This window comes from Zymomonas mobilis subsp. pomaceae ATCC 29192, from assembly GCF_000218875.1.
GTDB classification, from domain to species: domain Bacteria; phylum Pseudomonadota; class Alphaproteobacteria; order Sphingomonadales; family Sphingomonadaceae; genus Zymomonas; species Zymomonas pomaceae.
The window spans coordinates 1,495,001-1,509,598 of the sequence record NC_015709.1; the positions used below are offsets into that span (position 1 = coordinate 1,495,001).

Here is a 14,598-nt window from a genome sequence, read left to right on the forward strand (position 1 = left end):
CGTCTAGCTAACAGCGTGTCCCTTACATTATGCTCGGTCCAACGATGGAATCTACGTACATCATCGAATACCACTTTACCCTACCTTGTACCGCTTCATGTATATCCTGCTTCTCCTACCCCTTGAAATTTAGGGCATTATAACCTGTTTATGATCTTAAACATTTAGGATCAGGCGATAAGAAAATTTTTACTGGCTTTTTGCAATCACAAAAAGGACGGAACAGCGTAAGAAGGGCTATGGACCTTGTATATTCTGGATAGCTGCTGTTGTTCTTGAATGGACCGTAGAGCATATTAATCGGACATTTTTAGTGAAGAGTGGGCTGTTCGTCGTCCTGTATCTGATGTTCTGCCCTGAATCGTCCAGTCAGTACCGTCATGCTCCGCAAGAAATTTTTAACGGATAATAAAAAAGGGCATAGTGGTGGATGTCTAATGACCTGCGACATGCATTATCAGAAGACGCAGCGGTAGATCGCTTCTGGTCTTTCGAGATTCGAGTGTATAATCTGCGTTCCGTTCTGGCCGGATAGCGTAACAAAATTTCGGAATCAGGACAGGACTATCTATGTCGAACTATACCGTAAAGGGGTTCACGGACAAGATATGGCAGTGTAAAACGGCAAAAAGAATAGAAGATTCATATTGTCTATGACACATTGGGCGATCTTCTGACTCGGAATACCATTCTAGCTACAAAACAGGGGAAAACTGAAACTGTTTTTTTAGAAAGCCAATCTGGAAGTAACCGGCTATTCAGTTGAGCTCGAGTCTGTCGATCAGGGTTGCCGCAGATAGAAAATAGTTTCAGACATAGCAGAACACGGCGCTGATCTGGTACCGTACAAGTAAAAGAAGCTTTCTGTTGCTTATCATGGGGACAGCTTGTCGAGCGAATCTTCGTATAGTCAATATAATTCCGAAGGCTCATCCGCAACAGCGAAAAGCTCTTTGAAACATTTCACAAAATGTCTTCTATTATATTGGCTTATGGTGAAAAATAGCAGCGTTTTGTCCTATAACTGCCTCTGGTTTGTTTCCAAAATTAAGAGCCTAAAGACCGGATACCTAATTATCTGATTTTGAATGACTTCAGATTGATCTCAATCATGATAATTACCTGCTCCGCATTTCTTAATAATAGCCCTAAATTATCTGAAAATTGTGATTTCTTTTTAAATTAAATCGCAAAATAGTAACGGCTAATTTTAATTGATATTGATTATCAATTAAAATTAGGTATTGATAGGGTTCAAGGTAAGCAGGACGCTACCAATCTTACTCAATGTGGAGAAAGTCGTACTATGAGCGTAACGATTGTTTTCGGATCTGATAGTGGTTGCACAAAGAAGATTGCTTCACGGATTGCTAGCCAGATTGATGCTCGAACTGTTAATATTACCAAGGCACAATCCTCTGACTTTGAAGACTGCTCGCTATTGATCTTGGGCTGTCCTACTTATGGTGACGGTGACTTACAGGCAGATTGGGAAGATCATCTTAATGCCTTAGAAGAGGCAGAACTAAAGGATAAAAAAGTAGCTCTGTTCGGCACAGGTGATCAGGAAATCTATCCCGATTCCTTTGTCGATGCTATCGGTATACTCTATGACATTGTGGTGGGTAAAGGCGCCAAGGTTATAGGTTTTACGAAAACGGAAGGCTATAGTTTTACGCATTCTGCTGCCTTAAGGGATGGGCAGTTTGTTGGTTTAGCACTCGATGAAGATAACCAATCTTCTGAAACTGATGACCGGATTGCCGCATGGCTTCCTCAGCTTTCATGAGACCGCCCATGATCGCCTATTTAGGCCAATATCTTTATGAGTATCATAAGGGTGTTCGCCATCTTTTCATGCTTACTATGACACCGCATGAAGCTATGGCTGTACAGAAAAGTCTGGAACGGGAATCCATACCCTTTCACATACAAAAAGTTAGCGTGACTAAGGTAAATGTATTTTTCGGGCGTGATGCTTATATTCAGACAATTCGCACGATCGTCACACGCCCTCTCTATGAACTGACTCCTGAGCAGGATTTTATGCTGGGCACTTTGCTAGGATACGATCGTGAACAGCAATGCCTTCGCTATCTTAATAAATCGAGAGACAACAGAGAAATCTCGGTCAATAGTCTCTAAATATCGAAAATTTAACAACGCAGGAAGCACAAAACCGTATAATTTTCTAATTAGCTTCCAGCGTTGTTATTTTTTATCTCAACATTCTATATCTTGTCATCGTTAGAAACGAAAGACGAAGTTGGACTGATAATAAGTACCACTTGATGCGCCTGCTTCAGTTAAAGCACGGGATGTCACAAATCTTGATATATATTGTGTCCATGAAAAATGTGGATTAATTTGCCATACTAAAGCTGCCTGCGGTGCTGTTCCTACGAATTTACCGTCAAAATGGCCTGCAAAACTATAAATTCCCGAGGAACGGTAAATAGGGTCATTAGTATTATTGCGCCAAAATAAAGGTACTTTTAATTGAAGACTGACGGATTTTAAAGGTGTCAGTCGTACTAACGGCGCGACACTAATTAAATTAGATGGCGCAATATAAGTTGTTGTATCAAGATAGTTTGTCTGTGGATTAAACGGGGTTGTATAGGTTCCAATGGTGCCTGAGGTACGAGATGCATTGCCGCCAGAATAAATATCGGTCTGTATACCCGCAAAAATGTGAAGTGGATTTTTAGGAAAGCGGTACCCCACAATTGAGTTGATAGCATAGGCGCTAATATTGCGGGTTTGATTAGTCTCAGCATAGTGAAAAACACCGCCTTGCCAAATAGCACCTACTGAGAATTCAATCGGGCCGGCTGTGCCATGCCAACGAATACCAAAATTATTACGCGTCGATGTCCCTTGGCTTGAGCCTTTCGGTGCAGCAATAGCACTCGATTTTCCTGTTAATTGGTAACCGATATAAAAGGCATCCAGAAAAGAAACGCCTTTCTGCCCTAGAAAAGAAAAGTCCGGTGGTGCCCATGTTGTATTAAAACCATAAAGGCGAGTGGCATAGTCCATTGCATCCTGAAATATTCCATCTTTATTGATGTTAGTTCCAACAAAATACCAGCCATCGACCCGTATCCGTGACCAAAATGCATAGCCCCGAAAACCATTCCATGACAAAGGAACGTTAGGAGTTTCACGGTTATAGAGCATATAAGAGGGGGCATCGAGAAACTGTTGTCGTCCCACTATAAAACCAGCCTTGGCACCTAATACATTGCCTCGTATTTCGGCAAAGGCCTGCTGTAGATCTAAATTTTTTCGATATGTAGAGTCATAACCATACGTATTCCAACCAGAGGCATCGGCATTTATCAACTGGGCAAAAAATCGTAGATGGTCACCTACATGGAGATCCGCACCATAGAGATTGCGAATAGTAAATCGGCCCGAATTAGAAATTTTTTGAAAACCAAGTTGCGGTTTGCTTTCAAACCAGTTCCGAAAGCGGGTTTCACCGGAAAAACTGATCCAAATAGAGCCGCTATGATTGAGGGGCCTATATTTCAAATAATCAAAAGGATCAGAAGATTGCTTTTTATTCCGAAGATCGCTCCAATCCTCGGCCCAAGGCGCGACACCATATCGACCAACCGGGCCAAAACCTGCCGCTTCACCATTTCCCCGATTAAAAACGCCCCAGTCATATTGATGGCCTGACTTACGATTTACCGCCTGAGGTATATTATAAGGTTGCCCAACCGGATTCGCATGGGGATAAAATTGAACTTCAGGTAGATGGGATAACGGTGCTTGTACTTTAAGTACTTTGGCATCGTCAGGCGAATTTATATTATTATTGAGACTGCCTTGAATCTGTTTTTTTGTATCTCTGTCATCAATCGCAGGATCAACAAAGGATACATAATTTTTCGCTATCTTTATCGGTTTAGCCCCAAAAGCATGCATGGGTGTTATAACCGTAGCCCATAAAGCCCACAATAAGGTAGGAAATGAGAAATAGAAATTCCGATATGATGATCGGAAAAGCGTATATCTTAAAGTATAGGTACCGATGTTGAACAAAAATTACCCCCATAACCTATGAGAGAAGGGCTATTTCTCTTATGGCTATAAAAAATAAGAATAATTTTTACGGGTGCCTATAAAGGAATTATTATACACGATAAAGATAATATAAATGGACGATAATATCGTTCAAAAATCAGGTGTTTTTCAAGGGTTTGCTATTCAGGAAAAAAGTTTGTCCCATATAATAATTTTGTATTCATAAAATCAGGCTATATTTTTATGCTTAGGATGAGCACAGGCTTCGCTACCATGATCTTGATCAGGCCTGAGCCCTAACCATTTATCAACGGCTTCTGGATTCCATCCCACCTGACGAATATCTTCAGATTCCAGTAGAGGGCGCCGCAATAAGGCATGGTCTTCTAAAATAAGGTGCATGGCTTGAGAAGCGGTCAACTCGTCTGGTATAACTTCTCCACTTTTTACCCGTACAGCCGCACGATTAAACCATTCTTTAGGGGGCAGCATCCCTAAAAAAGGTGCTAAAGTTTTTTCGGTCCATGGTTGTTCTAAAATATTATGAAATAATATCGTATGACCGGAAGATTCAAGAATTTCCCGCTGACGACGATTACCACGGCAAGTAGGCTTTCCAAAAAAATTGACTACAGCCATAAAAAACTCCGAAAATAAAACGATTCTTTTTTATCAAAAAATGATCTTTCCTATCATAAAAAATTATTTTTGATAAAATAAGATATTTTTTATGATCACTCTGAGAACCTAAAATCAGAGAGAGACCCGCCTTTCGGGCATAGACATGACCTTTCCAAGCAATAGAATAAAGCCGCTAAAATCTTCTTCTATGATCTATTAAAACCTTAAGGCTATGACGAATAAAGAGGAAGCTTAACCTATAGTTTGCTTGAATGTTTAATAATATTATTGTTTTTTAAATTATAATGTTGTTTTTTATTTCTATAAAAAAGGGTTATTGTATCATTCTATATCCTTCGATATAGAGATTCTTCCTGTCGGAGAATTAAATTGAAAAGTAAGATTTTCGGTCTGGTAGCTATTGTTATCATTTTTATCCTCCTTGTTTTTAGCTTTATGAGAACCCAAAAATCAGGGAAGATCGGCCGGAAATTGACGGATACCGGGGGACATATCGTGACCGTACCGGTTCATCCTAAACGCTTTGCCGATTTATGGTTTCCGATTGATGAAGTCATGGTGATGCTAGGCGCCAGTGATAAGGTTGTTGTTACGGTTGGCCGTTCCCAAACAATGCCATGGCTTTTCCATATGGCACCGGAACTTAATAAAGCTATCCAAATAAACGGGCCAGTCCCTAATGCTGAAACGTTACAGGCAGCTGCTGTCGATGTTGCTTTTACGGCATCTGATTCACCGGCTACGGCAGCGGTTAACCGTATCGGTATCCCAACCCTTGAGGCCGGATTTACTAATACGCATTCGTTTGGACGCGCTATTAATTTAATCGCAGATGTTGTTCATACCGATACAGCTCATCAGGCAGCCGATCGATATAATAAAGAAGTAACCCAAGTGGTTACCGCCATTCGTGCCAAAACTGATCTTTTGTCTTTGTCAGCGCGTCCGCGTGTGCTTCATATTCTCTCGCTTGCACCGCTCCAAGTAGACGGGGATCACACTATTATCGACGAATGGATAACTGTTGCAGGGGGGCGAAACGCGGCTGTTGGGGTGACGGGTAATAAAAAGGTTGTTTCTCCTGAACAGTTGGCACAATGGGACCCCGATATTATCATTTTAGGCGCTTCGGCAAGGCATAATAATATAGATGAAGCCGTCTGGAAAAATCTGCGGGCTGTACGTGATAAAAAGGTTTTTCGTAATCCATCAGGTGCCTTTGCATGGGATCGCTACGGGCTAGAATATCCGCTTCAATTGCAATGGACAGCAAAGCTACTTCACCCTGATTTATTTTCGGATATTGATATTCGTATCAAAACCGCCGAATTCTATCGTAATTTTATGCATTATTCTGTGTCCCCAAAAGAAACGGATGCTATCCTTGCAGCCCTGCCGCCCGCAGGAAATATAAAATGACTAAATTCCGAGCAGGAAATGGCCTTATATTTGTCTGTATTATCCTTTGTCTTATCTTAGGTGTTTTTTCTCTTTGTATTGGCCGTTTTTCTATTTCTATTCTCGAATTGTGGCATTTTATATGGTCTTTTCAGGATAGTGAAATCACGTCTCGAAGCCAGGCTATCCATTCCGTCATTTTAGATTCACGCTTGCCTCGTATCTTGGCCGCGCTTTGTGTAGGGGCTGCGCTTTCTACCTCGGGCGCCGCTTATCAGGCCGTTTTTCGTAACCCTTTGGTTTCTCCCGGATTACTGGGTGTTTTGGCAGGATCTGGTTTTGGCGCTGCGCTCTCGATTGTTGCTGGTCTTGATCCTTTCGGTATTCAACTCTGTTCTTTTCTGGGCGGTATTAGTGCCGTCGTTATTTCTATTCTGGTCCAGCGTATGGTTGGAGCGGGCTCTATTTTAATGTTGATTTTTGGCGGTCTTGTCAGTGCGGCCTTGTTTACAGCCTTATTATCCATTCTAAAATATATTGCTGATCCCGAAAGTCAGTTACCAGATATTGTCTTTTGGTTATTAGGTAGTTTGACGCAAATAAGTTCAGGTCAGCTTCTTATGACTGCTTTTCCTGTTATGGGAGGAATCTTTGGACTGACTTTAAGCGGACGAATATTAGATGCATTATCTATGGGCGATGATGAAGCCCATACGCTTGGTGTGCATGTCGAATTTATTCGCTACGCAGTGATCGGTGCGGCCACTGTTCTAGCGGCTTTAACCGTTTCCATGGCTGGAATGATCGGCTGGGTAGGATTAGTTGTGCCTCATATCGCCCGTTTGTTGGGTGGCCCTTCCAATCGAAGACTTATTTTTCTCAGCGCTATTATTGGGGCCATGTTTCTTTTGCTTTCTGATGATCTGGCCAGAACCTTGTCGGCTGAAGAAATTCCGGTAGGTATTATAACCGATCTGGTAGGCTGTATGCTGTTTTTAGGTGTTTTGGCATTATCTAAACAGGTACAGGCATGACGGCTGTTTTAACCACTAAGCATCTTGTTTATCATCGGGGTGCTCGCCTTATTCTGGATGATATAACCTTTTCGCTTTGCAAAGGGGAATTGGTTGCCTTGCTCGGCACAAATGGTGCTGGAAAATCAACTCTATTGCGGCTGGTACTGGGGCTTTTAAAGCCAGATAAAGGCGAAACACGTCTTGAAGGACAACTTTTAACAGAGCTTGGCCGGCGGCAAATGGCTCAGCTGATTGCCTATGTTCCGCAAGGTCATGTGCCTGTATTCCCTTATACGGTTGAAGAAATCGTTTGTATGGGACGATTGCCCTATGCCTCTTTTGGACAAGCCGTAAACCAACAAGATAAAACCGTCGCTCATCAGGCATTAGAGTATCTTTCTATTGGCCACCTCGCTTTACGTCCTTATACAGAACTTTCCGGCGGTGAACGGCAAAGTGTGCTGATAGCGCGGGCTTTAGCACAAGGGGCACGGATGCTCATTCTCGATGAGCCTGAAACCGGTCTTGATTTCGGGCAGCAGCTCCGTTTAGCGGCTTTATTGCAGCGGCTTACTAGCGAAGGCTATACCATATTGGTAACTACTCATGATCCCTTACACGCTCGCCAAATATTCTCACGGGCTATTTTATTGGAATCGGGACGAATATTAGCTGATGGACCTGCACATCAGGTGCTGACTAATGAAGCTATAAAAGCACTCTATCATATTGATGAGGCGCTCTTTCGAAAATGGGCGCCGGGTATCGAAAATAGCACCTATTTTAAATTATAAAAAAGGCGGCGGCATTGCATCTTTACCCCGCCTTAAATATTAATATTAAGGCTTATTATTTTTAAAAACCTTCTAAAACTACCTTACCTTTTGCGCGACCACTCTCAATGAACTGATGCGCACGCTTGAGATTATCTGCGTTAATTACCCCAAAATTTTCAGTAAGAGTCGTATGAATTTTATCTTTATCCACGAGTTTGCTCAGTTTACTTAAAATACGAGGCTGTTCGGGTAGATCTGCTGTTTTGAACAGCAAACGGGTAAACATAAATTCGAAATGAATAGATAAAGATTTTGTTTGAAAAACGTCAATATTGACGCTTCCTGGCTCATCAATCAAGGCAAAGCGTCCTTGAGGGGCCATTAATTTAGCGCATTCCTCGAAATGTTCGGCTGTATGGGTTGTTGAGAAAACGAAGGGCGGAGCCCCCTTATTAAGGGCTTTTATTTCAGTAGATAAAGCTTTGCTATGATCAATAACATAATGAGCCCCCATGGCCGTAACCCACTCCCGGGTTTCAGGCCGTGACGCTGTTGCAATAACTATGGCATCGCTTAACTGGCGCGCTAATTGAATGGCGATCGAACTGACGCCGCCGCCACCTCCAATAATTAAAATAGCCGATTTAATGCCTGCTACAGGCTGATTGATATTAAGTCGGTCGAATAATACTTCCCAAGCCGTGATAGTGGTCAGGGGTAAAGCGGCAGATTCAGCCCAATTGAGGCTTTTGGGTTTCTTTCCTACAAGCTGTTCGTCAACAAGTTGAAACTCGGCATTGCTACCGGGGCGATCAAAAGCGCCTGCATAGAAAACTTCATCACCCACCTTAAATAATTGGGCGTCTGGGCCGGTCTCTACCACGACACCGGCTGCATCCCATCCTAAAATTTTCCATTTTTCCCCTGCTTTAAGGGGCATTTTTTGTCTTACTTTCGTATCGACCGGATTGACTGAAACAGCCTTGATCGCAATCAATAAATCACGGCCTTCAGGTTTGGGTTTAGGAATATCAATATCTATCAATGCAGCAGGGTCTGTGATGGGTAACGGTTTTTGATAACCAACAGCACGCATGGTTTGTCTCCTTTTGCAAATGAGATGTTAATTTCTGCATTATGGTCATAGAAAACAAGAACGCACATAAAGGGCCTATAGTGCCCTAAAAGATACTGTAAAAAGGTAAGCAAATATGCCGCGTATTCGACATAACAGTTTTGATTGTAATGCAGGTTGCCCAGTAGAGGGCACTCTCAATTTAATTGATGGCAAATGGAAAGGTGTTATTCTCTATCATCTTTTCGAAAAGACATTACGCTTTAATGAATTACGGCGGCGATTCCCGGACATCACACAGCGTATGCTGACTAAACAGTTACGGGAATTAGAAAAACACGCCTTAGTTATCCGTACTGTTTATCCTGTAGTGCCGCCAAAAGTAGAATACAGTCTATCGAAGCGCGGACGTAGCCTCGAACCTGTTATTATGGCGCTTAAAATATGGGGTGATAAATATCTGAATAGCAGCCAGTAAATGAGCTATTTCTATTCGATAGGTTCGCGTCTTTTATAGTGATCTTTCGTTTTTAAAGAATTTTTTCAGCAGAGTTCTAAAGGATCGGCTATAGATAAACATATCACTACAATGAGAGGATAAAAGGTGGCAAAAAAGCCTAAAAAACAGAAATTTATGTCTGATGACTGGAATACGGATACCGAGGCAGAAACGGTTGATCCGTTAGACGAAAATCAGCCTATCGTTAAAGACAGTAACGGCACTATCCTTGTGAATGGCGACAGTGTTATCTTAATTAAGGATTTGAAGGTAAAAGGGGCAGGCCAAACCTTGAAAAGAGGAACGGTTATTAAGAATATACGTCTTACTGATGATCCTGAAGAAATTGACTGCCGTACGTCGGATATTAAGGGTCTCGTGCTGCGTACGGAATTTGTGAAGAAGCGTTAAGGGTTAAAGCGACTTCTAACGCTAATCCTGAAAAATCTGCTCTCGCTTGTGAATAATTTTTTTCAGAAGCGATGAGTGGATAAATTTAAATCCTAACCTATAATTTAGCGCTATAAGCTATAATTTCCTTATATTTTATAAGGATTCTTTTACTTCTGTTAAGGCTGCATAATGCGCCTGAATTTTCTACATTTTTAGAAATACGCATCGTAAAATTATAATAATATAGACGATAGAGAGGGTGCCGTATGGTAGATCATAAGAAAATTATAAAAACAGGCCTGGTTGGTTATGGCTATGTAGGCCAAACTTTTCATGCACCTTTAATCGCTTCTATTAAAGGTTTAGAACTGGCCGCTGTTGTTTCAGGACATCCCGAAAAGGTCAAAAAAGATTGGCCAGATGTAACGGTCTATACCAAAGCTGAAGATCTATTCCATAATTCGGATATTGATCTCATTGTTCTAGCTACGCCAAATGATACCCATATGCCTCTCGCTAAAGAGGCGCTGTCATTAGGTAAACATGTGGTTGTTGATAAACCTTTTACGCTGACTCTTGCCGAAGCAAGAATTTTGGCAAAAATAGCATCACAAAAAGAAAGATTATTATCTGTTTTTCAGAACCGGCGCTGGGACAGTGATTTTTTAGGTATTAAACAGGCGATTGAAGCGCAACGTGTCGGCCAAATTTCACAATTTGAATCCCATTTTGACCGGTATCGGCCTGCGGTGCGCGAAAGATGGCGCGAGGAGGCCATTCCGGGCGGCGGCCTTTGGTATGATTTAGCGCCCCATATGGTGGATCAAGCTTTGCAGCTATTTGGTTTACCCGATAGCGTTCAGGCCAGTTTCGCTACCCAGCGTCAGGGAGCTAAGATCACCGATTGGGTACATGTGATCTTGGCCTATGGTGAAAAGCGCATTATTCTTCAAGGTAGTATGCTGGCAGCAGGGGGGACTGCACGTTTTACTCTGCACGGCGATAAAGGCAGTTTGATTAAAAGATTACCAGACCAACAAGAAGCGCAATTACGCGCTGGTATGAAACCCGGAGCCGCAGGGTGGGGCGAAGATCCAGACGATATTCATTTTTGGGATGGCGAAGGCAATACTACCCATTGGCCGGTGCCTGCTGGCGATCAACGTGGTTATTATCAAGCTATTTATGAGGCTTTAACAGGATCTGCTCCTAATCCGGTAACCCCCGCTGAGGCTATTGCTGTCATGGCGGTCATTGAAGCGGCTATTCATTCAGATGCCTTGGGACAGCGAGTAAAACTCGACCTGACAGAGGATGAACGTAAGGCTTTTTCGCATTAAAATTTAATTATATTTTTACAGATTAAGGCCAATATTCCAGAGGGGGAATATTGGCCTTTTGATTCTATCATAATATATTCATTCAGTATAAAATTATTTATGATTTTTGGGATAACCCTCAATCTGATATTGACGATCGATATTCCACAGAGCGACTTCTGATCAGATTTTATCTTGTGATTTAAAATATTATTTTTAATAATTAAAATTATATTATTTTATAGTGGAATACTAAAATTCAGCGCTTAAAAATAAGACTGTTTTATGATAGAAATCATATTTGTTGGCATATTAGAAGATATAAATTTGATTATTTTTAAATATAAAATTATATTTTTATATCTAAAATGTTGTGATTTATCGTTGTTAGCCCCTTTATTTTATTAAAAAGTAACGCCTGACGCTTGTCGCTGTATGCCATTCAGGTTATTGAGTCTTTGAACTATTATGGATGTTGGATTATGAACGCAGCTGATAATTTATCTGTTTCGGCCCCCTTATTCCGTCCGGTTACACGTCGTCGTGCCATTGCCTTAGCCGCTGTGGCAGCGGGTGCTGCTGGGGTACCTCTGCTTTTCCGGTTAGGTGCGCAGGGTGATTTACGTGAAATCGTTTGGCATGGGACAACCTTAGGCGCTTCTTCGACGATCAAGCTTTATCATAAAGATGAAGCCTTCGCTCAGCGCGCTATTGATGCGGCACTCGCTGAATTGGAACGCATGGAAGCGATCTTTAGCGTTTATCGGGCTGACTCGGTTATCAGCCGTTTGAATAGCACAGGCCATATTGAAAATGCTCCGGCGGCTTTCACCGAATTGTTAACCAAAGCGCTGACAGTTTCCAAGCTTACCGATGGTATATTCGATCCTACCATTCAACCTTTATGGTCGGTTTATTTTAATCACTTTATGCAGGAAAATGCTAACCCCGCGGGCCCTTCACAGCAGGCTATTCAGCAGGCAATGACCCATATTGGTTGGCAGCATATTGATATCGATGTCAATAAAGGGCGCGTAGCCTTCAATCGTCCCAATATGGCTATTACTTTAAATAGCATCGGACAAGGGTATATTACCGATCGGGTATCCCATATTCTTCGTCAGCATGGCTTTGATTCCATGTTAGTCGATATGGGCGAACCGCGTGCTTTGAATTCCCGTCCTGATGGCAAGCCTTGGCATGTCGGGATTGCTAATCCTGCCGATCCTTCACAAGCAATTACGGAAGTGAATGTCCGTGATAAATGTGTGGCGACCTCTGGTGGCTATGGTACCTTATTCGATGATGCAGGTAAATTTACCCATATCATCAATCCAAAGACGGGTTTGACTGTCCCTGCAATGTTTGGTGTTTCTGTTATCGCGCCAACGGCTACCATTGGTGACAGTTTGTCAACGGCTATGCTGTTAGTACCGCCTGCAAAACGTCGCGATTTGTTGGTCGCCGGTGGTGGCAACAAAGCGATTTTTGTTACGCCAAACGGGGTAAGCCAAATCGTGGAGGCTTAAATTTCTATGTCCGGCGATTTTTCAGTACTTCCGGTTTCTTTACCTGATCACCTTCCCGAGCAGCCAGCAAATGATCTCGAAAGCTGCGCTCATGTGGTTGCTCTTGAAGGGGATGTCGCATGGTTTGAACCGGATTTACCGAGCGGTTGCGCCGGTTGTAATCATTCAGTTACCTGTGTTTCAGCACTGACAAAGCAGTCGCCTTCTGAAATGCGTCGTTTTTCTCTTCCCAATGATCAGCATTTTCAAATGGGGGAGCAAATTATTGTTGCTGTCCCTGCTGCAACCTTGGTTAAAACTGCGCTTTTTTCGTATGGTGTTCCTTTACTGACGCTGTTTATTTTTGCACTAGTGGCAAAATACAGTTTCGGTGCAGGGGATGGAGGCGCTGCTTTAGCCAGTCTTTTAGGTCTGGTCTGCGGCTTTTTCTGTGTTTCTCTTGGTAATCGCTATTTCGCAGGCACCCATCACAGTAAGCCTCATTTCGTCCGGCGGGTAGCTGATCAACCGGACGAATAAATCTTCCGATTATCTATGAAAAATAGACCGTGCTGCTTTTCAGCCGGTTATTTTTTTGATTATCATCAAACAACAATCTGCATTACCTCCGAGGGAAGGAAGGTTAAGTGACGGATATACTACTGTTGGTAGTGAGCGCCTGCCTTGTAAACAATGTGATATTAACGCGTTTTTTAGGACTTTGTTCCTTCATGGGCGTGACGACGCGTGTAGATACGGCGGTAGGGATGGGTGCAGCGTGCACCTTTGTGATCACGACCTCTGCGATGGCAAGTTGGGCATTGGAACATTGGTTACTAGCCCCCTTTGGTCTTGGGTATCTTCGCACGGTGACCTTTATTCTGATCATCGCGTCGGCGGTGCAGCTGACAGAGTCATTTTTTCGTAAATTTTCACCGACGTTGTTTCGTTTGCTGGGTATTTATTTGCCATTGATCACAACGAACTGTGCGGTGTTGGGTATAACGTTGCTTTTAGTAGAGCAGCGGTATGGTTTTGTAGACAGTACGATTTTCGCCTTTGCCTCGTCAGTGGGATACAGTTTGGTGATGGTGTTGTTTGCAGGGTTGCGAGAAAGATTGGCGTTAGCGGTAACGCCCCGTTTGTTTGAAGGGCCACCCGTTGGTTTTATCACAGCCAGCTTGCTGGCGCTGGCTTTCATGGGATTTTCAGGGATGTCGGTGCATTAAGCCAAGAGAGTAAGCTTAGGGGAAAGGGACTGTCGCTATGTTGATTGCCATTATAAGCCTGAGTGTGATGGGGTTGTTGCTGGGTCTGATGTTGGGCCTGTCGTCGAATCTGTTACGGGTAGAAGAAGATCCGATAGATGGTGAGTTGCAGGCATTATTGCCGGGGTCGCAATGTGGCCAGTGCGGTTATGTGGGTTGTGCCCAATATGCCGCGGCGATGGCGCATGATGGAGCGCCTTTGACAGCCTGCACGCCGGGAGGCCGTAATGTAGCGGAAGCCCTGGCGAAAGCGTTGGGCGTCAGTCTGGATTTATCGGATAGCGAGGATACAGGGCCAAAGACAGCTGTGGTGCATGAAGAGCTGTGCATAGGATGCACAGCGTGTATCCGCGATTGTTCCAGTGATGCGATTATTGGTGCGGCGCGTCAGATACATACGGTGGTGGGTGATGTTTGCCATGGTTGTGGTAAATGTGAAGCGGCCTGTCCGACGGGGGCTATTGAAATGGTGCCTGTTGCGATCACGCTCGACAATTGGCATTGGGACAAGCCGAATCTGGCTATTCAAGATGCGATGGAAAATCAGGCCTTTTCAACCAAGGAATTGGCACAAAGGATAACAGCAGAAGCGGATGGTCCACAGGGTGAGGCCTATAAGGCGCATCTGGAACAAGAAGCGGCCAAAGAAGAAGCGGCAGGCTAGGG

The 14,598-nt window shown here is 43.2% G+C and carries 15 protein-coding genes; 12 read left to right on the plus strand and 3 right to left on the minus strand.

All coding sequences use genetic code 11. The features are described from left to right. Nucleotides 1-1,306 precede the first annotated feature (1,306 nt). Entirely contained in the window at nt 1,307-1,789 is a 483-nt protein-coding gene (gene fldA / locus ZYMOP_RS06590) for a flavodoxin FldA (RefSeq protein ID WP_013934555.1), read from the plus strand. Then, nucleotides 1,768-2,145, plus strand: a complete 378-nt coding sequence (locus ZYMOP_RS06595; RefSeq protein ID WP_049778869.1) for a DUF2023 family protein — start codon at nt 1,768-1,770, stop codon at nt 2,143-2,145. The genes fldA and ZYMOP_RS06595 overlap by 22 nt, the downstream gene beginning before the upstream one ends. 102 nt (nt 2,146-2,247) lie before the next feature. On the opposite strand, the gene ZYMOP_RS06600 is transcribed toward ZYMOP_RS06595, so the two are convergent. Together ZYMOP_RS06600 and ZYMOP_RS06605 are read right to left on the minus strand one after the other, a co-directional pair. Beyond that, nucleotides 2,248-3,939, minus strand: coding sequence for an alginate export family protein (locus ZYMOP_RS06600; protein WP_013934557.1), 1,692 nt, complete (start codon nt 3,937-3,939; stop codon nt 2,248-2,250). Nucleotides 3,940-4,266: 327 nt separating this feature from the next. After that, complete coding sequence (locus ZYMOP_RS06605; RefSeq protein ID WP_013934558.1) at nt 4,267-4,677, minus strand: ArsC/Spx/MgsR family protein; 411 nt, start codon at nt 4,675-4,677, stop codon at nt 4,267-4,269. A gap of 372 nt (nt 4,678-5,049) precedes the next feature. On the opposite strand from ZYMOP_RS06605, the gene ZYMOP_RS06610 reads away from it, so the two are divergent. From ZYMOP_RS06610 to ZYMOP_RS06620, 3 genes are read left to right on the plus strand one after another with little or no spacing between them, the layout of a single operon-like run. Continuing rightward, nucleotides 5,050-6,099, plus strand: a complete 1,050-nt coding sequence (locus tag ZYMOP_RS06610) for an ABC transporter substrate-binding protein (RefSeq protein WP_013934559.1) — start codon at nt 5,050-5,052, stop codon at nt 6,097-6,099. Next, a complete protein-coding gene (locus ZYMOP_RS06615) occupies nt 6,096-7,112 on the plus strand; it encodes a FecCD family ABC transporter permease (RefSeq protein WP_013934560.1) in 1,017 nt (338 codons plus the stop codon). Before ZYMOP_RS06610 ends, ZYMOP_RS06615 begins: the two co-directional genes overlap by 4 nt. Then, nucleotides 7,109-7,888 carry an ABC transporter ATP-binding protein gene (locus ZYMOP_RS06620; protein WP_013934561.1) on the plus strand — a complete coding sequence of 260 codons (780 nt, stop codon included), beginning with the start codon at nt 7,109-7,111 and terminating at the stop codon, nt 7,886-7,888. The genes ZYMOP_RS06615 and ZYMOP_RS06620 overlap by 4 nt, the downstream gene beginning before the upstream one ends. A 61-nt stretch (nt 7,889-7,949) precedes the next feature. On the opposite strand, the gene ZYMOP_RS06625 is transcribed toward ZYMOP_RS06620, so the two are convergent. Next, the gene (locus tag ZYMOP_RS06625; protein WP_013934562.1) at nt 7,950-8,966 is read right to left on the minus strand and encodes a zinc-binding alcohol dehydrogenase family protein; all 1,017 of its coding nucleotides are present in this window, start codon (nt 8,964-8,966) and stop codon (nt 7,950-7,952) included. A 115-nt stretch (nt 8,967-9,081) separates the two neighbouring features. Between ZYMOP_RS06625 and ZYMOP_RS06630 the strand changes: the two genes are divergently transcribed. From ZYMOP_RS06630 to ZYMOP_RS06660, 7 genes are all read left to right on the plus strand, one after another. Continuing rightward, a complete protein-coding gene (locus ZYMOP_RS06630) occupies nt 9,082-9,423 on the plus strand; it encodes a winged helix-turn-helix transcriptional regulator (RefSeq protein WP_013934563.1) in 342 nt (113 codons plus the stop codon). A gap of 126 nt (nt 9,424-9,549) precedes the next feature. Continuing rightward, a complete protein-coding gene (locus tag ZYMOP_RS06635) occupies nt 9,550-9,855 on the plus strand; it encodes a zinc ribbon domain-containing protein YjdM (RefSeq protein ID WP_013934564.1) in 306 nt (101 codons plus the stop codon). A gap of 248 nt (nt 9,856-10,103) precedes the next feature. Then, nucleotides 10,104-11,177 (plus strand): oxidoreductase, encoded by a 1,074-nt coding sequence (locus ZYMOP_RS06640; RefSeq protein WP_013934565.1) that lies wholly within the window; start codon nt 10,104-10,106, stop codon nt 11,175-11,177. A gap of 461 nt (nt 11,178-11,638) precedes the next feature. Next, entirely contained in the window at nt 11,639-12,685 is a 1,047-nt protein-coding gene (locus ZYMOP_RS06645; RefSeq protein WP_013934566.1) for an FAD:protein FMN transferase, read from the plus strand. A gap of 6 nt (nt 12,686-12,691) precedes the next feature. Beyond that, entirely contained in the window at nt 12,692-13,204 is a 513-nt protein-coding gene (locus ZYMOP_RS06650; RefSeq protein WP_013934567.1) for a SoxR reducing system RseC family protein, read from the plus strand. Between the two features lie 107 nt (nt 13,205-13,311). Then, the gene (gene rsxA, locus ZYMOP_RS06655) at nt 13,312-13,893 is read left to right on the plus strand and encodes an electron transport complex subunit RsxA (protein ID WP_013934568.1); all 582 of its coding nucleotides are present in this window, start codon (nt 13,312-13,314) and stop codon (nt 13,891-13,893) included. Between the two features lie 37 nt (nt 13,894-13,930). Further along, nucleotides 13,931-14,596, plus strand: a complete 666-nt coding sequence (locus ZYMOP_RS06660; protein ID WP_013934569.1) for an RnfABCDGE type electron transport complex subunit B — start codon at nt 13,931-13,933, stop codon at nt 14,594-14,596. The last annotated feature ends 2 nt before the right edge of the window (nt 14,597-14,598 follow it).

What these genes read in the sequence shown, in the direction of transcription:
- ZYMOP_RS06595 (WP_049778869.1), top strand. Translation starts at nt 1,768, where the DNA reads ATGGCTTCCTCAGCTTTCATGAGACCGCCCATGATCGCCTATTTAGGC.
- ZYMOP_RS06660 (WP_013934569.1), top strand. Translation starts at nt 13,931, where the DNA reads ATGTTGATTGCCATTATAAGCCTGAGTGTGATGGGGTTGTTGCTGGGT.
- ZYMOP_RS06640 (WP_013934565.1), top strand. Translation starts at nt 10,104, where the DNA reads ATGGTAGATCATAAGAAAATTATAAAAACAGGCCTGGTTGGTTATGGC.
- ZYMOP_RS06650 (WP_013934567.1), top strand. Translation starts at nt 12,692, where the DNA reads ATGTCCGGCGATTTTTCAGTACTTCCGGTTTCTTTACCTGATCACCTT.
- ZYMOP_RS06600 (WP_013934557.1), bottom strand. Translation starts at nt 3,939, where the DNA reads ATGCATGCTTTTGGGGCTAAACCGATAAAGATAGCGAAAAATTATGTA.
- fldA (WP_013934555.1), top strand. Translation starts at nt 1,307, where the DNA reads ATGAGCGTAACGATTGTTTTCGGATCTGATAGTGGTTGCACAAAGAAG.
- ZYMOP_RS06615 (WP_013934560.1), top strand. Translation starts at nt 6,096, where the DNA reads ATGACTAAATTCCGAGCAGGAAATGGCCTTATATTTGTCTGTATTATC.
- ZYMOP_RS06620 (WP_013934561.1), top strand. Translation starts at nt 7,109, where the DNA reads ATGACGGCTGTTTTAACCACTAAGCATCTTGTTTATCATCGGGGTGCT.
- ZYMOP_RS06645 (WP_013934566.1), top strand. Translation starts at nt 11,639, where the DNA reads ATGAACGCAGCTGATAATTTATCTGTTTCGGCCCCCTTATTCCGTCCG.
- ZYMOP_RS06630 (WP_013934563.1), top strand. Translation starts at nt 9,082, where the DNA reads ATGCCGCGTATTCGACATAACAGTTTTGATTGTAATGCAGGTTGCCCA.
- ZYMOP_RS06605 (WP_013934558.1), bottom strand. Translation starts at nt 4,677, where the DNA reads ATGGCTGTAGTCAATTTTTTTGGAAAGCCTACTTGCCGTGGTAATCGT.
- ZYMOP_RS06625 (WP_013934562.1), bottom strand. Translation starts at nt 8,966, where the DNA reads ATGCGTGCTGTTGGTTATCAAAAACCGTTACCCATCACAGACCCTGCT.